Origin of the sequence: Halomonas sp. DQ26W, from assembly GCF_003339685.1 — a bacterium.
Taxonomy (GTDB): Bacteria; Pseudomonadota; Gammaproteobacteria; order Pseudomonadales; family Halomonadaceae; genus Halomonas.
Genome location: NZ_QPKI01000001.1, coordinates 215,083 through 238,129, shown reverse-complemented (window position 1 = coordinate 238,129; position 23,047 = coordinate 215,083). Strand labels below are relative to the sequence as shown.

25 protein-coding genes and 1 tRNA gene are annotated in these 23,047 nt (G+C 63.2%); 14 read left to right on the top strand and 12 right to left on the bottom strand.

Going from position 1 to position 23,047, the window contains the following annotated elements; genetic code table 11:
• The first annotated feature begins 599 nt into the window (after positions 1-599).
• Together DU490_RS01100 and DU490_RS01095 are read left to right on the top strand one after the other, a co-directional pair.
• Complete coding sequence (locus DU490_RS01100) at positions 600-794, top strand: hypothetical protein (protein WP_114572489.1); 195 nt, start codon at positions 600-602, stop codon at positions 792-794.
• Positions 795-959: 165 nt separating this feature from the next.
• Positions 960-1,535: an isochorismatase family protein gene (locus DU490_RS01095; RefSeq protein WP_114572488.1), complete on the top strand. Its 576-nt coding sequence runs from the start codon at positions 960-962 to the stop codon at positions 1,533-1,535.
• A gap of 6 nt (positions 1,536-1,541) precedes the next feature.
• On the opposite strand, the gene yaaA is transcribed toward DU490_RS01095, so the two are convergent.
• Together yaaA and DU490_RS01085 are read right to left on the bottom strand one after the other, a co-directional pair.
• Complete coding sequence (yaaA, locus tag DU490_RS01090) at positions 1,542-2,333, bottom strand: peroxide stress protein YaaA (protein ID WP_114572487.1); 792 nt, start codon at positions 2,331-2,333, stop codon at positions 1,542-1,544.
• Positions 2,334-2,482: 149 nt separating this feature from the next.
• Positions 2,483-3,514, bottom strand: a complete 1,032-nt coding sequence (locus DU490_RS01085) for an NADP(H)-dependent aldo-keto reductase (protein WP_114572486.1) — start codon at positions 3,512-3,514, stop codon at positions 2,483-2,485.
• Positions 3,515-3,739: 225 nt separating this feature from the next.
• Here DU490_RS01085 and DU490_RS01080 point away from each other — a divergent pair, with 225 nt between their 5' ends.
• A complete protein-coding gene (locus DU490_RS01080; RefSeq protein ID WP_114572485.1) occupies positions 3,740-4,258 on the top strand; it encodes a tetratricopeptide repeat protein in 519 nt (172 codons plus the stop codon).
• A gap of 60 nt (positions 4,259-4,318) precedes the next feature.
• Complete coding sequence (locus DU490_RS01075; RefSeq protein ID WP_114572484.1) at positions 4,319-4,819, top strand: hypothetical protein; 501 nt, start codon at positions 4,319-4,321, stop codon at positions 4,817-4,819.
• A 25-nt stretch (positions 4,820-4,844) separates the two neighbouring features.
• Here the strand turns inward: DU490_RS01075 and DU490_RS01070 are convergent, their stop codons facing one another.
• The 7 genes from DU490_RS01070 to DU490_RS01040 all read right to left on the bottom strand — a co-directional run bounded on the left by DU490_RS01070 (position 4,845) and on the right by DU490_RS01040 (position 8,880).
• On the bottom strand, positions 4,845-5,816 hold the full coding sequence (locus DU490_RS01070) for an NAD(P)H-quinone oxidoreductase (protein ID WP_114572483.1): 972 nt from the start codon (positions 5,814-5,816) through the stop codon (positions 4,845-4,847).
• Positions 5,817-5,839: 23 nt separating this feature from the next.
• Positions 5,840-6,391, bottom strand: a complete 552-nt coding sequence (locus DU490_RS01065) for a TIGR00730 family Rossman fold protein (protein ID WP_114572482.1) — start codon at positions 6,389-6,391, stop codon at positions 5,840-5,842.
• A gap of 55 nt (positions 6,392-6,446) precedes the next feature.
• Entirely contained in the window at positions 6,447-6,968 is a 522-nt protein-coding gene (locus tag DU490_RS01060; RefSeq protein WP_114572481.1) for a DUF501 domain-containing protein, read from the bottom strand.
• A complete protein-coding gene (locus DU490_RS01055; RefSeq protein WP_114572480.1) occupies positions 6,940-7,269 on the bottom strand; it encodes a hypothetical protein in 330 nt (109 codons plus the stop codon). Before DU490_RS01055 ends, DU490_RS01060 begins: the two co-directional genes overlap by 29 nt.
• 77 nt (positions 7,270-7,346) lie before the next feature.
• Positions 7,347-7,817 carry a Cys-tRNA(Pro) deacylase gene (ybaK, locus tag DU490_RS01050; RefSeq protein ID WP_114572479.1) on the bottom strand — a complete coding sequence of 157 codons (471 nt, stop codon included), beginning with the start codon at positions 7,815-7,817 and terminating at the stop codon, positions 7,347-7,349.
• On the bottom strand, positions 7,814-8,227 hold the full coding sequence (locus DU490_RS01045; protein ID WP_114572478.1) for a thioesterase family protein: 414 nt from the start codon (positions 8,225-8,227) through the stop codon (positions 7,814-7,816). Before DU490_RS01045 ends, ybaK begins: the two co-directional genes overlap by 4 nt.
• A 218-nt stretch (positions 8,228-8,445) precedes the next feature.
• The gene (locus DU490_RS01040; RefSeq protein ID WP_114572506.1) at positions 8,446-8,880 is read right to left on the bottom strand and encodes a hypothetical protein; all 435 of its coding nucleotides are present in this window, start codon (positions 8,878-8,880) and stop codon (positions 8,446-8,448) included.
• 37 nt (positions 8,881-8,917) lie between these two features.
• Between DU490_RS01040 and DU490_RS01035 the strand changes: the two genes are divergently transcribed.
• Positions 8,918-10,111: a MalY/PatB family protein gene (locus tag DU490_RS01035; RefSeq protein WP_114572477.1), complete on the top strand. Its 1,194-nt coding sequence runs from the start codon at positions 8,918-8,920 to the stop codon at positions 10,109-10,111.
• Positions 10,112-10,192: 81 nt separating this feature from the next.
• Here DU490_RS01035 and DU490_RS01030 read toward each other — a convergent pair whose 3' ends face one another.
• On the bottom strand, positions 10,193-11,119 hold the full coding sequence (locus DU490_RS01030; protein WP_114572505.1) for a tetratricopeptide repeat protein: 927 nt from the start codon (positions 11,117-11,119) through the stop codon (positions 10,193-10,195).
• 207 nt (positions 11,120-11,326) lie between these two features.
• Between DU490_RS01030 and DU490_RS01025 the strand changes: the two genes are divergently transcribed.
• The 4 genes from DU490_RS01025 to DU490_RS01010 all read left to right on the top strand — a co-directional run bounded on the left by DU490_RS01025 (position 11,327) and on the right by DU490_RS01010 (position 15,295).
• On the top strand, positions 11,327-11,995 hold the full coding sequence (locus tag DU490_RS01025; protein ID WP_114572476.1) for a VWA domain-containing protein: 669 nt from the start codon (positions 11,327-11,329) through the stop codon (positions 11,993-11,995).
• A 55-nt stretch (positions 11,996-12,050) separates the two neighbouring features.
• Positions 12,051-13,013 carry a kinase gene (locus DU490_RS01020; RefSeq protein WP_258801087.1) on the top strand — a complete coding sequence of 321 codons (963 nt, stop codon included), beginning with the start codon at positions 12,051-12,053 and terminating at the stop codon, positions 13,011-13,013.
• Positions 13,003-13,896: a PP2C family serine/threonine-protein phosphatase gene (locus tag DU490_RS01015; RefSeq protein ID WP_114572475.1), complete on the top strand. Its 894-nt coding sequence runs from the start codon at positions 13,003-13,005 to the stop codon at positions 13,894-13,896. Before DU490_RS01020 ends, DU490_RS01015 begins: the two co-directional genes overlap by 11 nt.
• Before the next feature lie 355 nt (positions 13,897-14,251).
• Positions 14,252-15,295 carry a patatin-like phospholipase family protein gene (locus DU490_RS01010; RefSeq protein ID WP_114572474.1) on the top strand — a complete coding sequence of 348 codons (1,044 nt, stop codon included), beginning with the start codon at positions 14,252-14,254 and terminating at the stop codon, positions 15,293-15,295.
• A gap of 49 nt (positions 15,296-15,344) precedes the next feature.
• Here DU490_RS01010 and DU490_RS01005 read toward each other — a convergent pair.
• A tRNA-Met gene (locus DU490_RS01005) sits at positions 15,345-15,421 on the bottom strand.
• A 199-nt stretch (positions 15,422-15,620) separates the two neighbouring features.
• On the opposite strand from DU490_RS01005, the gene phbB reads away from it, so the two are divergent.
• Positions 15,621-16,367, top strand: a complete 747-nt coding sequence (gene phbB, locus DU490_RS01000; protein WP_114572473.1) for an acetoacetyl-CoA reductase — start codon at positions 15,621-15,623, stop codon at positions 16,365-16,367.
• 103 nt (positions 16,368-16,470) lie between these two features.
• Here phbB and DU490_RS00995 read toward each other — a convergent pair whose 3' ends face one another.
• Entirely contained in the window at positions 16,471-19,251 is a 2,781-nt protein-coding gene (locus tag DU490_RS00995) for a DUF349 domain-containing protein (RefSeq protein WP_114572472.1), read from the bottom strand.
• A 255-nt stretch (positions 19,252-19,506) separates the two neighbouring features.
• On the opposite strand from DU490_RS00995, the gene minC reads away from it, so the two are divergent.
• The 4 genes from minC (at position 19,507) to sbcB (ending at position 22,993) form a co-directional block, all read left to right on the top strand.
• Positions 19,507-20,250, top strand: coding sequence for a septum site-determining protein MinC (gene minC, locus DU490_RS00990; RefSeq protein ID WP_114572471.1), 744 nt, complete (start codon positions 19,507-19,509; stop codon positions 20,248-20,250).
• 61 nt (positions 20,251-20,311) lie between these two features.
• Positions 20,312-21,130: a septum site-determining protein MinD gene (gene minD / locus DU490_RS00985; RefSeq protein WP_114572470.1), complete on the top strand. Its 819-nt coding sequence runs from the start codon at positions 20,312-20,314 to the stop codon at positions 21,128-21,130.
• Positions 21,127-21,381 carry a cell division topological specificity factor MinE gene (gene minE / locus DU490_RS00980; protein WP_043512823.1) on the top strand — a complete coding sequence of 85 codons (255 nt, stop codon included), beginning with the start codon at positions 21,127-21,129 and terminating at the stop codon, positions 21,379-21,381. Before minD ends, minE begins: the two co-directional genes overlap by 4 nt.
• A gap of 121 nt (positions 21,382-21,502) precedes the next feature.
• The gene (gene sbcB, locus DU490_RS00975) at positions 21,503-22,993 is read left to right on the top strand and encodes an exodeoxyribonuclease I (RefSeq protein WP_114572469.1); all 1,491 of its coding nucleotides are present in this window, start codon (positions 21,503-21,505) and stop codon (positions 22,991-22,993) included.
• Positions 22,994-23,047: the final 54 nt, after the last annotated feature.

The window sequence follows — 23,047 nt, the reverse complement described above, 5'->3', positions numbered from 1 at the left end:
GCCGAACTCAGCAGTGAAACCGATCAGCGCCGATGGTAGTGTGGGGTTTCCCCATGCGAGAGTAGGTCATCGTCAGGCACTTATTCCAAAAACCCCGAGCTCGAAAGAGCTCGGGGTTTTTTTTGGTGCGCCAGGCATGGCGCGCAGCGCCTGACTGGCGCTGTTCCCGAGGGTGGTGCCTTGGGATCACTTGGGGGTGAAAGTCCCCTTCACGCCCGGCAAGGGGAAGTGCTAGCCGACGGCAAGGGTGTCTCCCGTTAGGGGGAATCTGAAGGCAGTGGAAGCATCCGGCGACTCGGCGCCGCAAGTTGAGGGCACTGGGCCTGGGCGCACATCGTGCCTGGAAATCAGCGGGGAATGGGCGAGGCCCCTGGCGGAATGGGGGTGCCTCGCACATGAATCAGGCGCTGCCTCGAAAGTGGTTCAGTGGGTTGGGCCTGATTTCGGCACTGAAACGGTAAGAGGGCTTACCCGTGCTTCATGAACTGCCGTGGTATGGAACCGTATGCCCGGTGGTGTGAGAGGACGGGGGTGGTGACTACCCCTCTTACTCGATCATCCTGCAAAGGGTGCATCGATGTTTATGCAAAGGAGAAACCATGAGCAAAATGATGATGCGTAAGCTTGCGATACTACTGCTTGTCGGTATGACCGCTGGAGGCCTGATGGGCTGCGGGGACGATGCGGGTCCTGCCGAACAGGCGGGCAAGAATATCGATGGTGCCATGGAAGAGGCAGAGGAGAGAATCAAGGAGATGGGTGAAAGCATTCAGGAAGAGGCCGAGCGTGATTGATCTTCGGTGTGGCCCGTCACCAAGGTTACACTGAGTGTCAATGGCCATCAGAACTGACCCACCAGCATGAGAAGAAGGTGGCGCATCGAATGGCTTCAAGAAACCCCATTTTAACGGCTATGCTGATAGAAATGCTCGAAAAATAACGATTCAAGAGGAGTGATCATGCGCCTGAATAGTGAAGAGAGCCTGCTGTTGATTGTCGACCTTCAGGCTGGGTTGCTGCCAGTGGTCGAGGGTGGCGAGCAGGCTGTCGCTGAGGCGGCCTGGTTGGGCGGTGTCGCCGAGTCGTTGGCGGTTCCGGTCTGGGTCACCGAGCAGTATCCGGAAGGGTTGGGCGGCAGTGAGCCCCGCCTGCTCGAGGCGCTGCGTGACCCTCGGCTGTGGAAGAAGGTGCACTTCAATGCCCACGCCGAGCCGGACTTCGCCTCTGCCCTGACCGAGAGCGGCAGGCGGCAAGTCGTGCTTTGTGGTTCCGAGGCGCATATCTGCGTCATGCAGACGGGTCTTGGCTTGCTGGAGGCGGGCTATGAGGTTTACTGGCTGAGTGAGGCCACGGTGAGCCGGCGAGCGGGGGAGGCGCAGCTGGCCCGGGAGCGCATGGTGCGTTGCGGTGCCGTGCCGGTCAGTGCCGACATGGTGGCCTATGAATGGTTGCATCGTTGCGACGACGAGCGCTTCAAGGACGTCCATCGTCGCTTTCTCAAGCCCCGCTCTGCCCGGCCGCTGCGTTTTTTCTAGGGAGCGTCAACGAGCCGCCTGGCTTTGATCCTCACGGCGCGTGAAGACCAGGGTGTCGCCTTCCGACAGGGAGGCATTGAAGCCATATCCTGCCACATTGAAGTCCTTGAGCCCTTCAGGGTTGTCTAACCGCTGGCGGATCATCCAGGCCGCCATGAGTCCGCGTGCCTTCTTGGCATAAAAGCTGATGATCTTGTAGGTGTCGTTCTTCTCATCCTTGAATACCGGGGTGATGACCCGGGCCTCGAGCCGCTTGGCATTGATCGCCTTGAAGTACTCGTTGGATGCCAGGTTGACCAGAACGGGCGTGCCGCTTTCTTTCACAGCTTGCTCCAGGGCAGGGGGCAGGGTTTCCCTCCAGAAGGCATAGAGGTCTGTGCCTGCTGAGTTGGGCAGGCGAGTGCCCATTTCCAGGCGGTAGGGCTGGATCAGGTCCAGCGGGCGTAGTAGGCCATAAAGCCCGGAGAGGATGCGCAGGTGCCCTTGGGCGAAGGCGTTATCCTCGTCGCTGAAGCTATCTGCCTCGAGGCCGACGTAGACATCGCCCTGGAAGGCCTGGCCGGCAGGCTTGGCGTTGCTCGGCGTGAACGGCGTCTGCCACTCGGCAAAGCGTGCCGCATTGAGCCCGGCCAGCTTGTCGCTGATACCCATCAGTTCGCTGAGCTGCTGCGGCGAATAGTCGTGCAAAATCTCGATTAGTTCACGGCTGCGGTCGAGGAAATCCGGCTGCGAGTATCGGGATGTCGTTGCCGGAGACTCGAAGTCCAGCGTCTTGGCGGGTGAAATCACGCTCAGCATGAAGCACTCCTGTACCGGTAGGGTAGGCTCTGAATGTGCCGAGTATATCAAGGGCGAAGCGAGGGTGGGGCTATCGGGGGGACAACCCCGATACCGCGCGGTCATTCGTCCGTGCGGCCTTGTACGCTGTGGTATCTGGGATAGGCTGCTCAGGGGCAGGGGTTGGGCAGGCGCCGATGCACTTCCTCAATGGCATCCAACACAGCCTGGTCGAGCTTCGTGGACTCGCTCGCCAAATTGACCTCGAGCTGGTCCATGGTCGTGGCGCCGATGATGTTGCTGGTCAGGAAGCTGCGCGAATTGACGAAGGCCAGCGCCATCTGGGCGGGGTCCAGACCATGCTCGCGGGCGATGTCTACATAGCCCCGGGTCGCTTCCTCGGCCTGGGGCGAGGTGTAGCGCTGGAAGCGCTCGTAGAGGGTGAGTCTGGCCTTTGCCGGGCGCGCCCCGTCGAGGTACTTGCCGGAGAGCACGCCGAAGCCCAATGGCGAGTAGGCCAGTAGGCCGATGTCCTCACGATGGGCGATTTCAGCGAGGCCGAGCTCGAAGGTACGATTGAGCAGGTTGTAGGGGTTCTGGACCGAGGCTACTCGGGGAAGGTCGAGACGCTCTGCCAGGTTCAGCGACTGCATCACGCCCCAGGGCGTCTCGTTGGATAGGCCAATGGCGCGTACCTTGCCGACGTCCACCAACTCCTTCAGCGTGCCCAGGGTCTCCTCCAGGGCAACGGCGCTCTCTTCTTCGTCATGCTCATAGCCCAGTTTGCCGAAGAAGTTGGTGCGTCGGTCGGGCCAGTGCAGCTGGTAGAGGTCTACGTAGTCGGTCTGGAGCCGCGACAGACTGGCATCGATGGCCCGCAGGATTTGTCCATGTGTCAGTCGTGAGCCTCCCCGAAGATAGTCCAGCCCCGGGCCACTGACCTTGGTGGCGATGATGACATCGTCACGGCTGTCACGCCGCTTGAGCCAACTGCCGATATAGGTTTCGGTGCGCCCCTGTGTCTCACTCTTGGGCGGCACTGGATACATCTCGGCGGTATCGATGAAGTTGATACCGAAGGCGACGGCGCGGTCGAGCTGTTCATGGGCCTCGCTTTCGCTGTTCTGTTCACCGAAGGTCATGGTTCCCAGGCACAGGCGGCTGACCTCGATGCCCGTGTTGCCTAGCTGTCGCGTCTGCATCATTGCTCCTGTCGCGGTTTCGTCCGGTATCGAATGCCATGCTAGCCGAGGCCTACCAAGGCAGCAAATGGCAGGGGTTGAGTCGCCGGCAGGGCGGGCGTATGCTGGCCACCCTCAACGGCCCCGGCGGAGTCCGGACGGCGACCTTACGACAGGCCATGACGACGACCAGGGGATGGTACCTCTCGTCATGCTGCTGACACACGCACGCAAGGTTGTTTTCCCATGACGCAGGCATCGTCACTGTTCACCAGGCTCGAGTACCGTCTAGCGGAGCAGCTGTTTCATACCCGCTGGTTGCCGCGCTCCCCGCGTACCCAGCGCCTGACTATGCGCCTCTTCAAGCGTTGCGCCGATGCCGGCCATCCCGGGGCGCTCTCACTCTATGGACACATGCTGTTCCATCGCGGTGTCAGTCCCCAGGACAAGGCCAAGGGAGCCCGCTACGTGCTGGAAGCCGCCCAGGCAGGAAATCTCAAGGCACAGTACCAGGCGGCCCGGATCCACGAGAATGGCAGCCTACAGTACCCGCGGCGTGAGGACAGGGCCGTCACCTGGTACGCTCGTGCTGGCGAGGCGGGCCACCCCCTGGCGGCGGCACGGTTGGCCAGGGCTTATCGCTACGGTGAGCTCGGGTTGACGGTAGATGCGGCTCACGCCGCCCATTGGCAGGCACTGGCCAACCGGCACGCAAGGTTGGAAGGTGCCGAGCTGGACATTGCCGGTGCTCAGACACGACACTAGACTGCCGGCCACCTGGCAACGCTGATATCGCCCGGCCCATCATCGAGGAAGCGCCCATCCGTGACGCTGCCCACACTGTTGGATATCGAGGCGTCCGGATTCGGGCGCGGTAGCTACCCCATAGAAATCGGCCTCGCCAGGGCCGACGGCAGCAGCTACGCCTTTCTCATTCAACCGCTGGAAGAATGGACACACTGGGACCCGAAGGCCGAGTTGTTGCACGGTATCTCACGGGCGCGTCTGAAGCGTGAAGGGTTGCCAGTACAGCAGGTGGCGCGCTGGCTCAACGACGAACTGGGCAACATCGGTATCGCCTACAGTGACAGCTGGGGATACGACAATACCTGGCTGTCGCTGCTCTTCCATCACGCCGGAATGCTGCCGGCCTTCCGCCTCGAGGCGCTGCGTATTCTGCTCAAGGATCACCAGCTCGCCCTGTGGCATGTTGCACGAGAGGCGCTAATCCAGGAGCTGGGTATTCACCGCCACCGTGCGGCAGAGGACGCACGCCTGCTGCAACTCACCTACCTGCGCACCCGTGAGCTGACGGGAGCTAGCTGAACCTGGGCGTTGTTCGCCTCACCCTTCATCCGGCGGTGTCTACCGCAAGCAGGACCTTGCCGATATTGGCATCCTGCTGGATATGGGCGTGTGCCGCTTCGGCTTCGTCGATGGGCCAGGTACGGTCGATCAGTGGCTGGATCTCGCCGTTAGCCAGACGTGGCCATACATGGGCCAGCAGGGCGTCGAGAATGCGCCCCTTGTCAGCGGGTGGTTTGGCGCGCAGGGTGGAACCGATCAGCCGCTGGCGTTTCATCAGCATCCTTCCCATATCCAGTTCGGCGCTGCGGCCACCCATCAAGCCGATCAGCACCAGCCGACCGTCGGCATTGAGCACACGCTGGTTGTCGGCCAGGTAGGCACCGCCCACCGGGTCGAGAATCACATCCGCCCCTCCCCAGGCCTTGACCGCATCGACGAAGCTTCCCGCATAGCGATTCCAGCCCGCATCGGCGCCGAGTCGATGGCAGGCCTCCAGCTTGTCGTCGCTGCCGGCAGTGGCGAAGCAGGGGTGGCCAAAGGCCCGGCAAAGCTGGATGGCGGCGGTGCCGACACCGCTCGCGCCGGCATGCAGCAGCACCCGTTCGCCCGCGGTCAGGCGTGCTTCCATGAATAGGTTGAGCCAGGCGGTGGCGAAGACCTCGGGCAAGGCGGCCGCCTCACGTAGGCCGAAACCATCGGGTAGCGGTAGCACCTGACGGGCATCGACCACGACCTCTTCGGCATAGCCCCCGCCGGCCAGCAGAGCGCAGACCCTGTCGCCGGGTCGCAAGCATTCAACCCCGGGGCCGGCATCAACCACGGTGCCGCTGATCTCCAGTCCGGGTATCTTGGTGACGCCGGGAGGCGGTGGGTAATGGCCGGCGCGTTGCATCAGGTCGGCTCGATTGACGCCGGACCAGGCCACGCGGATACGGACTTCGCCGGCTATCGGGCCTTTCAGAGATGGACTTTCGCGCCAGACCAGGCGCTCCTGTTCGACGGCAGTGGCATGCATGGGCGATCTCCTCGGTGTGTGGGTCAGCCGTTGGCCAGGCGAGCTTCCATGGCATCGAGCAGTGCAGCCGGCTCCTCGGCATCGATGAGGCAGGTGCGGGTTCTTGAGTTGAGAAAGCCGTGTTCCACGGTACTGTCCAGGAAGGCCAGCAGGGGCGAGTAGAAGTCCGCCGTATCGAGGACGCCGATGGGCTTGTCGTGTAGCCCCAGATACTGCCAGGTCCAGGCCTCGAATAGCTCCTCGAGGGTGCCGATACCGCCGGGCAGCGCAATGAAGGCATCGGCATGGGCGGCCATGCTGGCCTTGCGCTCGTGCATGTTGTGGACGCGAATCAGCTGGGTCAACCCCTCGTGGGCCTGCTCGCGCTCCACCAGATGATCGGGCATCACCCCGATGACTTCGCCACCTTTAGCCAGCATGGAGTTGGCCAATTCCCCCATAAGGCCGATGCGCGCACCGCCATAGACCAGGCCATGGCCGCGAGCGACCAGTTCGCGCCCCAGTGATCGTGTAGCTTCCACAAAGGCAGGATCCCGGCCGTCGCGGGAACCCAGGTAGACGCAGAATCTCGACATGCTTTTCTCCTTGGCAAGGGGGTATCCTAGCAGCCGGGGCTTGCGAAAAAGAGTATCAGGGAAGGCAGTCGGCGACGGCATATTCCTTGTCCATCCATTGGCCGACGACGTTGTCGCCGCACAGGTGGTGGGCATACTGCGTATGCAGGCAACGAACCTGGTCCCAGTTGGCGATGCCGCCGATGCCGCGCTCGCGCAGGACCGTTTCATAGCCGAGCCGGGCCACCTGTTCACGCTGGGTCGCGTGCATGTTACGCCAGCGTGCCTCGACATAGTCGCGGTGGCTGGCGTGGTAAGCGGCCAGGAAATCGGCGTCCTCCTGGAGCCGGGTTTCCAGTGCCTTGATCACACCACGGGCTTCGATACGCGATATCTCGATCTTCAGACGCTCGGAGCAGAGCCAGTAGAGTGTCGGGAAGGGCTTGCCGTCGACGATGGGAGCCATACGCAGCACCAGCGGCGTGCCTTCACCATCGGTGGCCGACACGACCTCGATACCCCGGGGCGCCCGGCCCAGCTGGCGGCCAATGATGGCCAGCTGATGCTCATCAGGTCTCTGATTGGTCTGGATCACCATCGCTTGGGTCCCGTACGAACTTGTTGGAGCGGCCTACGGCGCGAAAGAAGGTCCGGTTGAGCTGCTCGGGAGAGGGCACATAGCCCTGCCAGCGTCGTTCGCAGTACTCATTGGCCCTTGCCATCAAGACGTCGTATAGGCGATTGAACGGCGCATCATAATCGTAGGGGTCTGCCCCGAACAAGCGGATGTGGGGGTAGTCGGCGAAACGCTCCAGGAAGTAGCGCTCCAGGTCCTCTTCCACCGCACGGTGCTGCTCGACGTTGTCGGGGTCGAGCCAGAGGTTGTAGCGGATGGCCATGATCAGCTCCTGGGAAAATAAGTGTGCCTGGACGGGCCATGATTGTGTGACCACTAGGGGGCGGCTTTGGCTCGGGGTCAGTACCTTGCAAGCGGTGCCAGCCTTGCGTTGCTCAGGCGAACCAGGATATCCGGTGCCAAACGGATCTCCAGGCCGCGGCGCCCGCCACTGACATGTATCTCGGCGAAATCTTCGGCGCTCTCGTCCAGGAAGGTGGGCAGGTGTTTCTTCTGTCCCAGCGGGCTGATGCCACCCAGCACATAGCCCGTTACCCGCTCAGCCTCGGTGGCCTCGGCCATGTTTGCCCGGCGGGCGCCGGCGGCCTTGGCCAGCGCCTTGAGAACCAGTTGGGCCGTCACCGGTACGATGCCCACGGCAAGGCGACCATCGTCCAACTGCGCCACCAGAGTCTTGAACACGCTTCGGGGATCCAGCGATAGCGCACTGGCCGCCTCTTCGCCATAGGCCGCCGAGCGGGGGTCATGTTCGTAGCTGAGCAGCTCGAAGGTGGCGCCGTCCCGCTCCAGCACCCTGATGGCCGGCGTCATGCCTTCGTTGGCTCCTCGACGTCGCGCAGATGCGCCTCCAGCGCGTCGCGCAATTCACCTGCGATCGGCACGGCCCGTTTCTCACCATGGTCGAAGTGTACCAGCACGGTGTGCCCCAGGTTGGTGAGCACGCCCTTCTGCCACGCCTCCTGGGTCACGGTGAAGGAGCTATTGCCCAGCCGTGAGAGATAGGTGCGCAGCTCGATGTCGCTGCCGTAGTGCAGTTCGGCCCGGTAGTCGACCTCCATGCGCGCCATGATCAGCCGCCACTTGCGCGGATCCAGGTCCGGCGTGAACAGACGAAAGAGGTCGTTGCGAGCCATCTCGAACCAGGCCGGCAACCGAGTGTTGTTGATATGGCCGAGGGCGTCGGTGTCGTAGAAGGCAGGTTCGATGGTGCGCACGAACATGGTAATGATCCTTGTTGGTCAGAGATTGTTGTTCTGTCTCAGCAGGCTAAACGGGGCGGTCAAGAGACCCTCATGCCAGCATTGCCCCGAGCAAGCGCTAGGTCAAGTACCTGTCGCCGGCCATGCGGGTGCTGACGCGCTCGGCGACCATCGCCAGCCCCAGCACGATGCCGATCGATACCACCAGCTTGGCCGGCTGCCAGCTCAGGGGAACATCCCTAGACGAGTCGCAGGCCCTGGCGATCGGCCCAGGCGGCGCCGACTGCATGGGTGAGTTTGTCATGAAGGTGCGCCGGCAGTGCGGCCCGAGAGGCTTCCACGTCGTCGAAGGTACGATTGAGCAGCCAGCAGTAGGCCCAGGCGCAGGCCTCGTCGTCACTGTGCGGTACGGGGCGCGCCGGCATCTGCATCAGCAGGAACGCTGCGGTACGCGCCGCCCAGAGCGGGATGAAATCGCCGGCCTCGGGTTGGCTCCAGGTCGCCAGCGTGTCGCCGTCGGGCGTCTCATCGGGCTGGCCCAGCTTCGCCACCCGGGCGGTTTCTGCAAGGATCAGTGCGAGCCTGTCCGGATCGCCGCTTCCCAGCCTGCGCCACTGTTCGAGCAGGGCGGGCATGCCGCGACGTACCTTGGCATAGAAGCCGCTTTGCGGCATGGTTTCGTTCATCGTCGCTGCTTCCCGAGGAAAGAACATGGAGTTCGATTTTGCCACGCCCGTCGAGCGTCGCCACCCCGAACAGGGAAAGAGACCGTCACAAAAGTGGCCTTCGCAGAAATGGCACCGCTATGACGACAGGGTGCTACCGCTGTGGGTGGCCGATATGGACTTTCACTCACCGCCAGCGGTCATCGAGGCGCTGCGGTCGCGCGTCGATCATGGCGTCTACGGCTATGGCATGGTACCCGACTCGCTACGCCAGACTCTATGCCAGTGGAGCGCCAGGGAGTACGGCTGGGCGATCGAACCCGAGTGGCAGCTGTGGCTCCCCGGCGCGGTGCCGGCCCTGCACCTGGCCAGCCTGGCATTGACCGAGCCGGGCGATGGGGTATTGACCATCACGCCGATCTATCCGCCCTTCCTCAAGCTGGCCGAGCGTACGGGACGGCTGTCCCAGCGCGCCGAGATGGCGCCCCCCGAGGCGCCGGGCGGGCAATGGCGCTTCGACACCGAAGCCCTGGAGGCGGCGATCACCCCACAGACTCGCTTGCTGTTGTGGTGCCATCCCCACAACCCCACCGGGCGGGTCTGGCGTCATGAGGAACTGGCCACCCTGGCGGAACTGGTGGAGCGCCACGACCTGCTGCTGGTCTCCGATGAGCTGCACTGCGACCTGCTGTTGGATGAGGGCGCCGAGCATCGTCCGCTGGCGACCTCCTTTCCCGAACTGGCTGCCCGCACGATCACCCTCTGGGCGCCCTCCAAGACCTTCAACCTCGCTGGCTTGACCACCGCCTGTGCCGTGATTGAGGACGCAGCGCTGCGACATCGCTTTGCTGCCGCCCTTCGCGGCCTGATGCCGGACGGTAACGTGCTCGGCCTGGTGGCCGCCGAGGCTGCCTATGCCCATGGCAATCCGTGGCGCCGGGCATTGATCGAGGTGCTGCGCGAGCATCGCCTTACCCTTGTCGAGCGGGTGGCCGCCTGGCCTGGCGTTGGCCTGAGTACACCCCAATCCACCTACCTGGCGTGGCTTGACCTGCGTGACGCCGAAGGGCTGGCAGGGCTAACGGGTTCACCTCAGAAGCTGCTGCTCGAGGAGGCCGGGGTGGCCCTCTCCGATGGCAGCGATTTCGGCTGGCCGGGGTTCGTGCGCCTCAACTTCGGCACCACCGCCGCTCAGCTCGATGAGGCCCTGACACGGCTGGATGGTGTGTTGAAGAGATGAGCCGAAAAAGAGGCGGCCCTTGGCGGGGGCCGCCTCCTGAATCGATCAATCGCGCACCAATGACGCTCGAAAACGTCGGGCTCAATAGAGCAGGGTGAAGAGCTGGCGGCGATAGGCCACGGTCAGGGGATGGTCGGCACCCAGGGCATCGAAGACCCGCAGCAGGGTCCTTCGGGCAGCATCGTCACCATAGGCGCGGTCCGCTTGCATCAGCTTCAGCAATGCTTCCAGGCCGGTCTCGTATTGGCCATCGGCCACCTGCCTCAGTGCGCGCTTGAACAGAGCTTCGCTGTCGTCGCGCCCAGCCAGGGCCTCCAGCTCCTCGCTGGTAGGCGCCTCCTCCCTGAATTCGACGCTGGCACGTACCCCTCTGGCCGGCGCGGCTTCGCGCTCCTCGGGTGGCAAGTTGTCGAGCAGCGCCAGGGCCTCCTCACTGCGCTCCTGGGCTACCATGGCCCGAGCCAGCTCCACCTGGTAGGCGTAATGCTCGGGATGTTGTTGCACCAGTGCCTCGTAGAGGGTGCAAGCCGTCTCGGCGTCGCCCTGGGCAAGGGCCTCGGCGGCCTGTTCCTCGGGACTCACCGGGGCGTCTTCCGGAGCGGGGAAATAGCGTTCCAGCCACTCGCGGATCTCCTTTTCGGGCAGCGCACCCTGGAAGTGGTCGACCAGGCCGCCCTGGCTGATCAGCTTGGCGTCAGGGACCGAACGCACGCCTAGCTGGGCGGCGATGTCCTGATTGTCTTCGATATTGAGCTTGGCCAGGATGAAGGTGCCGCTGTACTCCCGAGTGAGCTTTTCCAGGATGGGCATCAGCGCCTTGCAGGGCTCGCACCAGGGGGCCCAGCATTCGAGCAGTACCGGCACCTGGGTGGAGAACTCCAGCACCTGCTGGATGTTGTTGCGATCGACATCGATGATCAGTTGCTCATCGCTCGGGGCCGCTTCAGGTGACGGGACGGGCTCCGGGGGTGTCAGGGGAGCACCGCTGCGGGGATCGACAATGGACATGGGCACGGGCCTTTCATAAGTTGAATTTGTCCGATAGATGCGGGTGACGAGCCCAGGATTCAAGGGTAGGGTGCGAATCATGGCATGTCGATTCAGCCTGGCGTTGGCGAACTTGCCAAGCTGGCGGGGCATCCCGGCATGCGCTGTGGTAGTCTCGGATTCGTCTGGCCGGAACGGTGCCAGGCGTCACGATACGAGGAGCCGTCGATGGCGACATACCAACTCAACAGCAGTAGCGACCTGATCGAGAACCCCTCTCCTCGCTGTGCCTGCATGCTGGTGCTGGATACCTCTGCCTCGATGTTCGGCCAGCCGATACGTGAGCTGAATTCGGGTGTTCAGGCCTTCATCTCCGCGATCAAGGAGGATGACATGGCGGCCTGCTCGGTCGAGCTTGGCGTCATCACGGCGGGGGGCAAGGTCACCGAGCAGTTACCGTTCACCACCGCCATGAATATCTCCCAGTGTCGTCGCTTCGTCGCATCCGGGCTTACCCCCCTGGGGGCGGCCATGGACCTGGCACTGGACCGGCTGGAGGAGCGCACGGCAGCCTACCGCAAGGCGGGTGTCGCCTATTACCAGCCCTGGCTGGTGGTAATCAGTGACGGCGTGCCCACCGACCAGTGGCAGGCAGCGTCGGCCAGGGCTCGTTCCCTGGCGCAGCAGCGCAAGATGGTGGTGATGCCGGTGGGGGTCGAGGAGGCCGACCTTGATGCGCTCGGCGCGTTCTCCACGCGCCCGGCCAAGCGGCTCGACGGCCTGAAGTTTCGCGAGTTCTTCCTCTGGCTGTCGGCCAGCATGAGTCGTGTCTCGGCCTCGGCGTCTACCACCGAACAGGTCCGGCTGCCGCCGACCGACAGCTGGGACAGTATCTAGGTATGCTCCGTGGCGTCGATGGGAGGGGGATCTAGTGGCATTGCGGGCTAGGGTCGTGACCGACTCGCTTGGCAAGACGCGCCGGCTCGGCAAGCGCCTGGAGCGCGGCGGGGAAGGGGAAATATTCGCCCTGCAGGAACGCCCCGACGTGATCGTCAAGTGGTACTACCCCGAGGTGCTCGATAAGCGCGGGGACGAGCTGCGCCGCAAGGTGGAGGCGATGCGCGAGCTTCGCGATGCGCACATGACCCGCGATGTCTGCTGGCCCTTGATCCGCGTCTTCGACGACGAGCACCGCTGGATCGGCTTCGCCATGTACCGGGCGCGGGGAGTCAGGATGGGCTTCCTGGCCCATGCCTTGCTCTATCAGCGTTACTTTCCCGGACTGGATCGTCGGCACATCGTCGGCTATCTGCTTCGCTTCATCGAGGTCGTCCAGCAGCTGCATCGCGCCGGGGTCTGCATCGGCGACTACAACCTCAACAATATCTTTTGTGTCCCCTCGACCCAGGAAGTCACGCTGATCGACTGTGACAGCTATCAGCTGCGCATGGGCGGCACCTTCTACCCCTGCCCGGTGGGCAGCCCGGACATGACCCCCAAGGAGCATCAGGGGGTGGCTTTTCGCGATATCGTGCGCTCGCCTCGCAGTGAGGCGTTCTCGCTCGCCATCGTGCTCTTCAAATGCCTGATGCTGGGTCGCCACCCCTACGACATCGTCGGCGGCGACGACCCGGTCCGCAATCTCCGGCGTGGCAACTTCGCCTACGGTCGTGGTCAGCGCGATGTGCCCCAGGGGGCCTGGTACGCCCTCTGGCGCGAGCTGCCCGAGTCGATTCGCGACATGTTCGTCACCACCTTTACCGTGGGCGCCAACGCACCGAGCCGTCGCGCGACAACCGCGCAGTGGCATGCCGCGCTGACGGATTATCGTCAGCGACTGGAAGACGGCAAATGCTCCCGCGAACTCACCAGACCCAGTGCACAGCAGACAACGCAGGTACTGCATGCCCGATGAGTTGAACCACGCCGAACCGGAGCGGCAGGAGGGGGCCTGGGCGGCTCTGGCCACGGCGGTGCCGGGGCTGGCGCACCTGGAGGCGGCTGTGCCGCTGCCCTGCCAGGACGCCGCCGCTGCTGCCGGTGGTCGACGCCCCGTAGTGATAGTGGCCGATGGCGCCGGCAGCTCGCCGGCCTCCGACCGTGGCGCCCAGGTCGTGGTCACGGCCATGCTGCGCCTGCTGGATACCCTGGAGGCCCAGGTGGGGCAGTTGCTGGACAGCGTGGCGCCCCCCGAGTCGGCGGACGGCCAGGCGTTCGCGAGGATGCTGGTCAAGCACGCCCAGGGAGTGTTGCAGGACCAGGCGACTGTTCAACGACGCCCGGCTCGCGACCTGCGCTGTACCCTACTGCTCGTTGTCGTGGGCCATTCTCGATTGCTGTGGCTCAAGGTCGGTGATGGTGCCCTCGTGGTGGAGCAAGCCGTACCGGCCGAGACCAGCGTAGATGCGGGCGAGCCCGGCCTGATGCCCGGCCTGATGCCCGATCTGAGCACGCTGGGCGAGCCCGGCAAGGGAGAATTCGCCAACCAGACCGTTTTCGTCGACGAGAAGCTGGCACCCGAGCAGGTGCAATGGGGCTGCCGAGGAGTCACGCAGGTGACCGGCGTGGTGGCCATGAGCGACGGCGCCGCCGAGAAGTTGGTCTCGCTCGACGGCGATAGGGTATCGGGCCAGCTCAGCCACTGGCTCGACGACCTGCGCAGGAGCCGGTTGCGTCAGCGTGACCTAGTCCGGCTCTTCTACAGCGATACCTTCTGTCGCGGCACCAACGGCGACGACCGCAGCATCGCGCTCGCCTCCCGCGACCTGCCGCCCTACGAGATAGTCCAGCCAGGCTGACAGTAACCCCTTCAGCGCTTCTCAAGATCTCTTGCTCGCGTCTACAGCTGGAGCAGCCGGCTGCCGTTGACGCTGGGCGGCTGTGTACGTCACCGAACAGAAGGTTCTTTCGCCCTGTTTTATGCTGCGGAAAGCTCATGCTTCCAGGCATTTCCATGACTTTCTTGTCGGCCTCGACGCCCAGGTCATCCACCCAGCGATTCATGACATTGAAGAAGCCACGCCCCCAAGTGGTTGACACGATGGCGTCTCATCCCCGGCAGCCTTGTACACGGCATCCACATCAGTGCGTCTAATGGCTCCAGCGCCTTCATTACGCTTGCCGGCCCACTCACTACCCAATAGGACCGATCACATGACACAGAAACCCAAGCTCATTAACCTCGCCCTGCAGGGTGGAGGTGCGCACGGGGCATTCACGTGGGGGGTTCTGGATCGGATTCTCGAGGACGGGCGGTTGCAGATCGCCGGGATCTCGGGCACATCGGCGGGAGCGATGAACGCGGTGGCGCTGGCCGATGGATTCACCCGCGATGGCCCTGAGGGCGGACGCGCGGCCCTCGAGCACTTCTGGCGACGCATGGGCGAGGGAGCGAAGAACAGCCCGCTGAAACGCACGCCCTACGACGTTCTAACGGGCCGCTGGGGGCTGCAGAACAACCCCATGTATCACGCCATGGATGCACTCTCCCGAGTGGCTTCGCCCTATCAGCTTAATCCTATGAACATCAATCCATTGCGTGATCTGGTAGAAAAGAGCATCGATTTTGACAGGGTGCGACAATGCACAGCGTTCAAACTGTACATTTCGGCCACCAACGTGGAGAGCGGCAATGTCAAGGTTTTCCCGCGCGAGGAGATAACGTTGGATATGTTGATGGCCTCGGCCTGTCTTCCGCATATCTATCAGGCGGTCGAGATCGACGGCGTGCCCTACTGGGATGGCGGCTACATGGGTAATCCGTCGCTGTTTCCCTTTCACGGCGAGACCGGTACCAACGATATCGTGGTGATCCAGATCAATCCGATCGAGCGCAAGGGCGCGCCGAAGAACTCCCAGGACATACAGAACCGGATGAACGAGATCAGTTTCAACAGCAGTCTGCTCAAGGAACTGCGCGGGATCGACTTCGTTGACCGGCTGATCCGTCAGGGCAAGCTATCGGCCGATGAATACCGTCAGGTTCGGGTGCATGTCGTAGAAAACCAGGCCGAACTGATACCGCTGGGCGCTTCATCGAAGATGAATGCCGAATGGAAGTTTCTTACCAAGCTGCGCGATCTCGGCCGTGACACGGCCACGCGCTGGCTGGAGGAGAATTTTTCCGCTATCGGTGAGCGTTCGAGTGTCGACCTTCGTCAAATTTTCCAAGGCATCGGCGCCCAGCACCAGGGTTAGGTTCGAGCGAAAAAAAACCGAGGCTTGTGGCCTCGGTTTTTCTCGAATTTGGTAGCGGGGACCGGATTTGAACCGATGACCTTCGGGTTATGAGCCCGACGAGCTACCAGACTGCTCCACCCCGCATCAACGTGGTGCGAATACTACGCTTTTTCTCCGCCATGTCAAGGGGCGACGGATGCTCGTGTACATGCGACTCAGGGTCCATAATCATAATGGATGCTTGAAGGGGAGAGCCGTTCGGGTAGCATCCTGTTACGGCTGGCCTGCTGCTTCAGGTCAAGCTATTTTGCATAAGCATGCGTCATGATCAGGGAGGTGGAATATGACCCAAACAGCACCCGTTGCCTGGGTTACTGGTGGAACCGGTGGTATCGGCTCGGCGATATGCCGCGCTCTCGCCACAGCGGGCTACCAAGTCATTGCCGGTTATCATAATCCGGAGAAGGCAAAGACCTGGCTCGAGGCCCAGAAGGCTGATGGTTTCAATAATATCGCCCTTTCGGGCGTCGATCTGACCAGCTTCGAAGCCTGTGAGGCCGGGATCAAGGAAATCGAGGAGAATTACGGTCCCGTCAGCGTACTGGTCAACTGTGCCGGGATCACCCGAGACGGCACCCTGAAGAAGATGACCGCCGAGCAGTGGCATGAGGTCATCGACACCAATCTCAACAGCGTTTTCAACACGTGCCGTAGTGTCATCGGGAATATGCTCGACCAGAAATACGGCCGTATCGTCAACATCTCCTCGATCAATGGTCGCAAGGGTCAGTTTGGCCAGGTCAACTACTCCGCCGCCAAGGCGGGCATGCACGGTCTCACCATGGCGCTGGCCCAGGAGACCGCCACCAAGGGGATCACCGTCAATACCGTATCACCGGGCTACATCGCCACCGACATGATCATGAATATCCCGGAGAACGTTCGCGAGGCAATACGCGAAACCATTCCGGTCAAGCGCTACGGCACGCCAGAAGAGATCGCGCGTCTGGTCGTTTTCCTGGCCGACAAGGGGTCGGGCTTCATTACCGGGGCCAATATTGATATCAACGGTGGCCAGTTCATGGGCTGATACCCACACCGGTATTCCATCCAGCTGCGGGAGGCCATGCCTCCCGTTTGCGTGTCTGGCTGTGTGAAAGCGTCGCTGTTTGGCAGGCGGCGGCACCGTTCGCTCAAGGGGGTGGCAAGTGAGTCAGTCGTGTCAGCAGTGCATCGAGTTCACCGACTTCACGCGCCCATTGGTCCGGCGATACAGGGCCGGTGGCGAGCAGGTTGCGTAGCACGGTACGAACTTCCTCGGCGCGGCTGAGCTCACGGCTCAGCCCTTCATTGAGCCGTTCGACCTGTATGGCTAGGCGCAGCGGCTCGTCATGCTGGCTGACGCGACCCATTGCCAGTAGCGAAAGGTGAACGCGCAACCGTGCTAGCTGCTCGGCCACGTCGGCGTCGGAGGGGGGGTGAAGGCGTGCCGCATTACGTTGCTCATGGGCGGTGCGCATGTCCTCCGACAGCGAGAAGCTATCATCGGTGGCCACGTTCTCGGCGGTGCCCTGTTCGAGCAATTGTACGTCGGCCTTGAGGTGGGCATCGAGCAGCGGGCGGTAGGCCTGCCAGCGCTGGATCTCCTCGGCCACGGCCAGGCGATTGAGTCGTTCCCGCCGGGCACGCACGATACCGCTCCAGCGCCGTCGCATTCCTTCCGTGCGCCGCCCTGAGGGTAGCGGCTCCAGAGCCGCTGCCTCATCGATAGCCTGCTCCAGGGTTGCGCTCTCCGCATGACGGCTTGGTTGCCAGGCGTCCAGCCGATCGATCAGCACCTGCATCTTTTCCAGGCGTTGGCGGGCCCGTTGAGAGCGGTCATCCCGCTGGGCCTCGCGGACGGCAAATATCTGGTCGCAAATCTCGCGAAATTCCCGCCACAGCGTTTGCTCCTCACCACGTGGTGCGCGGCCAAGCTCACGCCAGCGCTGCTGCAGCATCTTGGCCTCTTCGGCGCGGGTGGCTGCCGGCAGCTGTCGTTCGAGCAGGGCGCGCGCTTCGTTGACCAGTTCCCGCTTGGTGTCGGCCACTTCCCGGGCTCGCTGATCGATCAGGCCCTGAAGCGCGTAGCGAATGCGGCCGAATCGCCGCCCGATAGCTTCTGACTGCTTCCTGGGGACCGGGGAATAGCGACGCCACTCTTCCCGGGCGTGATCGCGGATACGGCGCAGGGCATCAGGGTCGGCGTTAGTCGCAGGGGCTTCGAGCAGCTCCTCCAGTTGTTCGCAGAGTGCCGTACGGGCTTCGAGATTGCGGGCGCGCTCGGCGTTGAGTCTGTCGCGCCAGGGTATTAGGCGCTCGTGAATACGGTCCGATGCCGCGCGAAACTGTTCCGAGAGTTGCCGGTTGGTGGCGGCATCGCCGAGCATCTTCCAGTCTCGCACCAGCTGCCGGTGCTGGCGGTCGAGCTCTGCGTCTGTCAGCGACGGTGCCTCGGCCAGACGATCAATGGCCTGGCAAAGCTGCTCGCGCTTGGGGCCAGCAACGAAGCCGCGCCAGTCGCGCAGTTCGGCAAGCCTGGCACCCAGGCGCTTGAGGGTGGGCCGGTGGGGGCGGAGCCTGTCACCAGGGAGCGATTCGGCCCGGTGCCTGAGGCTTTGATGTAGGCGGCTGGCGCCCTTGAAGGCGCCCCTGTCCAGCAACTGCTCGAGTAGTATGAGGTCGGCGGCGAACTGTTCCAGCCGTGCATCGAGATCGCCTTCCGTCTTCTCCTCTCCGGAGAGTTCGCGGCGGGCGCGGGCGAGCAGCGGCGTGGGGGGCAGGGATTCGGGCCACTGGCAGGCCTCGATGCTGGTCGCCAGGCGCTCTGCGTCTCGCTCCGACAGGGCCGCTTCGATTTCTGGTACCTGTGCGACCAGCCGTTCCCAGGCGGTGAGAACCCGGTCATAGTTGGCTAGCACGGTGTCATAGCGCTGGCGTAGCACTACATCGGTGACATGCAGGTCCGAGAGCATCTGCCAGCGGTTGGCCAGCAGCAATTTCTGCGAGCGCAGGCTGGCGATATCCTGCTCAGTGAGAAGGTCTCCATTGGGCAAGCCGGCAAGGCTCTCTTCCAGCGCTTCGAGCAGCGATTCGCGGGCCTCGGTTGCCAGCTCGCGGCGGCGGTCCGCCTGAGCGTGCGCGTGCTCGCGTGCCTCGTGGTCGGACAGGACCTTGCGACAGCGCTGGCAGGCGTCCTGATAGCGTCGCTCCTGGCTGGCATCGGCAAGGCCGGGCATTGTCTCCCATTCCCGGCTCAGGTGCCGGTATCGGCCAGCATATAGTGGTTCCCAGGGGGCCCGGCCGTGAGCTTCCAGTTTAGCCAGCAACGCTTCGCGGTTCTCGCGTTCGACGGTCAGGGAAGCGGCATCCGCTTTCAGGCGATTCAGGCGCTCCCTGGCCTGCCGCATGACCTGGCGGTCACGGCGTGCCTTCTGGGCCAGTTGCTGCAGGCCGGTTACGCTGGAGACCCGCGATGCGGCAGCGTGCCGGACGGCAGCAATCCCGTTCTCGCAGGCCTGGTAGATGAGGTCCTCTTCCGCATCGAGGCGTGCCAAGGCAGCCAGCCTCAGCTGCTGGTTGTCGCCCTGCAGGGCCACAGCTGAGAGCAAGCCGCGGTCGTCAAGGCTCTCCAGCAGTGACAGTCGCCTGGCCAGCTCCACACCTCCGGCCTCGCCGGTGAGTACCTCGATCAGGCGGTGATGCAGTTCCGGATTGTAGGGTTGTTCGCCGAGCAGATGAAGCAGGGTGTCGGGCGCATCGATTCGCTCCAGGGCCTTCCCGCGGACGTGTGGGTCGCCGTCAAGGCAGAGGCGCTCCAACGCCTGTCGCTGGTCCGGGTGCGACGGGTCGAGTTTGTCGACGGCCAGGCGTCTGACCTGGGCGTCGCTGTGTTGCCAGCGAGGGGCAAATAAGCGTCGAAGAAATCCGGGCATGGGTCATCCTGAACGTGAATTGCGCAAGGCTCAGCGCCTGCGCGAGCCGAATTATTGCTATCGAGCCGGCATCTTTCGTCTAATGTATGTATCTAAGCACGCGCCGCGGCTTGGGAAAAGCCTGAGCCCTGTCGAGTGTGACCAAACGACGACTCTGTCATCCCAGCCCGGCTGGCCGTATGATCAGTTGCAGGGTCGCAGGGAGTCGCTTAGCTTTAGACCCACGACCCGACAACACCCGAGTGGAGTCCGGCAATGAGCCTCAAAGTGGACAGGGCAAGCATGGCATTTACCTTCAAGGGAGGCATGCTGCCGATGACGGTCATGGAACTGGCCAGCGCAGATCCGGAACGCATCCGAGAACAGCTTTCCGGCAAGCTAAGCCAGTCGCCTGCCTTCTTTCAGCATACCCCCGTGGTTCTCAGTGTAGAGAAACTCGATGAGCCTCACCTGGCACTGGAGCGCATCTGTGCCGTCTGCCGGGCACACAAACTGCTACCGGTGGCGGTGCGTGGTGGCCCCGACCCGGTCAAACAGTCGGCCTGGGCGCTGGGCTTGGGCTGGTTTCCGCCCAACGACGGCGCCCGTGCACGCACGCTTGAGGGCGTGTCCACGGTCGAACCGTCACCCGCCGTGGCAGAACCTTCGCCGGAGCCGGCCAGTACGGCCAGTGGCGGCCGTATCTACCGGGGCACGGTACGCTCCGGGCAGCAGGTTACCGCTCCGGATGGCGACCTGGTGGTGATCGGTGCCGTCAATGCCGGTGCCGAGGTGCTGGCCGCGGGCAGCGTGCATGTCTATGGGGCTCTGCGCGGCCGTGCCCTGGCCGGTATTCATGGCGATACCATGGCCGGTATCTTCTGTCGCGAACTGCGCGCCGAACTGCTGTCGGTCGCCGGCAACTACAAGCGTATGGAGGATATCGATCCTCAACTGCTGGGGACTTCGGTCCAGGTCAAGCTCTGCGATGCCCAGTTGGGGATAACCTCACTCGCCTGACTGGCACGCCGGTATCTCATTGACGCTCCGTTTTTCACCGTTATCCATAGGGAAACACAACTTGGCCAAGATTATCGTAGTGACCTCAGGCAAGGGTGGGGTCGGAAAGACAACCAGTGCAGCGGCCATCGCCACCGGCCTGGCCCTGCGAGGCAACAAGACTGTCGTCATCGATTTCGACGTGGGGCTGCGCAACCTGGATCTGATCATGGGCTGTGAGCGTCGCGTAGTGTACGACCTGGTCAACGTCATCCAGGGGGAGGCGGGCCTCAATCAGGCGCTTATCCGCGACAAACGCGTCGACAACCTGCATATCCTGCCGGCCTCCCAGACCCGTGACAAGGACGCCCTGACCTCAGAAGGCGTGGAGAAGATACTCGAGACCCTGAGCAAGGATTTCGACTATATCCTCTGCGATTCACCCGCCGGCATCGAGCGGGGTGCTCAGTTGGCCATGTATTACGCCGACGAAGCGATCGTGGTGACCAACCCCGAAGTGTCGTCGGTGCGTGACTCCGATCGTATTCTGGGCCTGCTGGCCTCCAAGACCCGCCGGGCCGAGCGTGGCGAGGATCCGATCAAGGAGCACCTGCTGATCACTCGCTACAATGCCGCTCGCGTCGACGATGGCGACATGCTCAACCTCGACGATATCCGCGAGATTCTGGCTATCGACCTGTTAGGCCTGATCCCGGAATCGGAAGCGGTACTGCGTGCCTCCAACCAGGGGGTGCCGGTCACCCATGACGACAACAGCGATGCGGGACAGGCCTATACCGATACCGTGGCCCGCTTGCTCGGCGAGGATGTCCCGCTGCGCTTCCACGAGTACCAAAAGAAGAGCCTGTTGAGCCGCATGTTCGGAGGAGGTCGCCGGTGAAGTTGCTCGAATTCCTGAAGCGCGAACGCAAGAAGTCCGCGTCGGTCGCCAAGGAGCGGCTGCAGATCATCGTCGCCCACCAGCGCAGCCAGCGCGGCCAGCCGGATTACATGCCGATGCTGGAGAAGGAGCTGCTGGAAGTGATTCGGCGCTACGTCCAGGTGGATGACGATGCCATCAACATCAGCCTGGACAGCGAGGACAACTGCTCGGTGCTGGAGCTCAACGTCACCCTGCCGCGCAGTTCCTAGTCAAGGGGCTGATTGGCCCGATCGTTTTTGAATAGCCGAGTTGAGGCACTGGGCTGAGGCCTCGGCAAGGCTATGCTAGGCTGTGCCATTCAGCGACGCAGAGTCAGGAGACACCGCGCCCATGGCGAAGCCCGATGCCGCCCCGACGACCTACTTGTGGCACGACTACGAGACCTTTGGCGCCGACCCGCGTCGCGACCGACCCTCGCAGTTTGCCGCCATTCGCACCGACGCGGACTTCAACGAGATCGGCGAGCCCGTCGAGCTGTTCTGCAAGCCGGCCGATGATTACCTGCCGCACCCCCAGGCCTGCCTGATTACCGGAATCACTCCACAGCAGGCACGCCGTCGCGGGCTGCCGGAAGCCGAATTCGCCGGCCGCATCCATGCGCTGATGAGCGAGCCCGGCACCTGTGCCTTGGGCTACAACAGCCTGCGTTTCGATGACGAAATCAGCCGTTGTCTCTTCTACCGCAACTTTCTCGATCCCTACTCCCGGGAATGGCAGAACGGTAACTCCCGGTGGGATCTGATTGATGCGGTGCGTGCCTTCCACGCCCTGCGCCCGACTGGTATCGAATGGCCGCGTCGCGAGGATGGTAGCCCCAGCTTCCGGCTCGAGGATCTGACCGCTGCCAATGGGATCGCCCACGAAGGCGCCCATGACGCCGTCGCCGACGTTCGCGCTACCATTGCCCTGGCGAAACGGCTCAGATGCTGCAATTCCCGTCTCTTCGATCATCTGCTTGAGCTGCGCAAAAAGCGTGAAGTGGCACGTCGTCTCGACGTGCCCGGTCGCAAGCCGGTATTGCATATCTCACGCCGCTATCCGGCGAGCCGCGGCTGCAGCGCGCTGGTGATACCGCTCGCCGATCACCCCACCAACTCCAATGGGGTGATCGTCTACGACCTCTCGGTCGATCCAGAGCCTCTGCTGACGCTGAGCGCCGAGCAGATTCGACAGCGCATCTTCGTCAGTAACGATGACTTGGCCGAGGGCGAGGCGCGTATCCCGCTCAAGGTGATTCACATAAACCGTAGCCCGGTGATCCTGCCGGCCGCGGCCTTGAAGGACGTGGAAGGTCCTCGGCAGAGGGAGTATGGCGATATCGTCGAGCGCCTGGGGCTGGATCTGGCCGCCTGTCGCGCCCACTGGAAGCGCCTGGCCGGCAGCGCCGACGCGGCGAGCAAGGCCGTGGAGGCCTTCGCCGCCCCCCCTCCCGAGGGGCCGCATGATCCGGACCTGATGATCTACTCCGGGGGGTTCTTCTCGCCTGCCGACCGCCAACAGATGCAGCGCGTTCGTGATACCGCGCCCTGGGATCTGGTGGATGCACGCTTTGCCTTTCAGGACGCGCGGCTCGAGGAGATGCTGTTTCGCTACCGGGCTCGCAGCTATCCGGACACCCTGTCCAGTGAAGAGCTGGTTCGCTGGGAAGCCTACCGCTGGGAGCGCATGAACGACTCGGCGGTGGCTGGATTCACCCTGAAGGACTTCGCTCGCGAGATAGAGCGGCTCAATCAGGTGGTGCTGAGTGATCGCGAACGCCAGGTGCTGGAGGAGTTGGTGATGCATGTGGAGGCTATGATGCCGCCGCAGGCCTTCGACTAGACCGCCCCCGACTCGATACAGCAGCGCCCGGCCAATGCCGGGCGCTGTGGTTTG

Bases quoted from the DNA above. Each gene is read 5' to 3' on its own strand.
- DU490_RS01035 (WP_114572477.1), top strand. From the start codon at position 8,918: ATGGAGTTCGATTTTGCCACGCCCGTCGAGCGTCGCCACCCCGAACAG.
- DU490_RS01025 (WP_114572476.1), top strand. From the start codon at position 11,327: ATGGCGACATACCAACTCAACAGCAGTAGCGACCTGATCGAGAACCCC.
- DU490_RS01080 (WP_114572485.1), top strand. From the start codon at position 3,740: ATGACGCAGGCATCGTCACTGTTCACCAGGCTCGAGTACCGTCTAGCG.
- DU490_RS01055 (WP_114572480.1), bottom strand. From the start codon at position 7,269: ATGGCCATCCGCTACAACCTCTGGCTCGACCCCGACAACGTCGAGCAG.
- DU490_RS01100 (WP_114572489.1), top strand. From the start codon at position 600: ATGAGCAAAATGATGATGCGTAAGCTTGCGATACTACTGCTTGTCGGT.
- minC (WP_114572471.1), top strand. From the start codon at position 19,507: ATGAGCCTCAAAGTGGACAGGGCAAGCATGGCATTTACCTTCAAGGGA.
- DU490_RS01040 (WP_114572506.1), bottom strand. From the start codon at position 8,880: ATGCCGCAAAGCGGCTTCTATGCCAAGGTACGTCGCGGCATGCCCGCC.
- phbB (WP_114572473.1), top strand. From the start codon at position 15,621: ATGACCCAAACAGCACCCGTTGCCTGGGTTACTGGTGGAACCGGTGGT.
- DU490_RS01065 (WP_114572482.1), bottom strand. From the start codon at position 6,391: ATGTCGAGATTCTGCGTCTACCTGGGTTCCCGCGACGGCCGGGATCCT.
- DU490_RS01060 (WP_114572481.1), bottom strand. From the start codon at position 6,968: ATGGTGATCCAGACCAATCAGAGACCTGATGAGCATCAGCTGGCCATC.
- DU490_RS01030 (WP_114572505.1), bottom strand. From the start codon at position 11,119: ATGTCCATTGTCGATCCCCGCAGCGGTGCTCCCCTGACACCCCCGGAG.
- DU490_RS01010 (WP_114572474.1), top strand. From the start codon at position 14,252: ATGACACAGAAACCCAAGCTCATTAACCTCGCCCTGCAGGGTGGAGGT.
- DU490_RS01070 (WP_114572483.1), bottom strand. From the start codon at position 5,816: ATGCATGCCACTGCCGTCGAACAGGAGCGCCTGGTCTGGCGCGAAAGT.
- DU490_RS00995 (WP_114572472.1), bottom strand. From the start codon at position 19,251: ATGCCCGGATTTCTTCGACGCTTATTTGCCCCTCGCTGGCAACACAGC.
- DU490_RS01095 (WP_114572488.1), top strand. From the start codon at position 960: ATGCGCCTGAATAGTGAAGAGAGCCTGCTGTTGATTGTCGACCTTCAG.
- sbcB (WP_114572469.1), top strand. From the start codon at position 21,503: ATGGCGAAGCCCGATGCCGCCCCGACGACCTACTTGTGGCACGACTAC.
- ybaK (WP_114572479.1), bottom strand. From the start codon at position 7,817: ATGACGCCGGCCATCAGGGTGCTGGAGCGGGACGGCGCCACCTTCGAG.
- DU490_RS01015 (WP_114572475.1), top strand. From the start codon at position 13,003: ATGCCCGATGAGTTGAACCACGCCGAACCGGAGCGGCAGGAGGGGGCC.
- DU490_RS01085 (WP_114572486.1), bottom strand. From the start codon at position 3,514: ATGCAGACGCGACAGCTAGGCAACACGGGCATCGAGGTCAGCCGCCTG.
- yaaA (WP_114572487.1), bottom strand. From the start codon at position 2,333: ATGCTGAGCGTGATTTCACCCGCCAAGACGCTGGACTTCGAGTCTCCG.
- DU490_RS01045 (WP_114572478.1), bottom strand. From the start codon at position 8,227: ATGTTCGTGCGCACCATCGAACCTGCCTTCTACGACACCGACGCCCTC.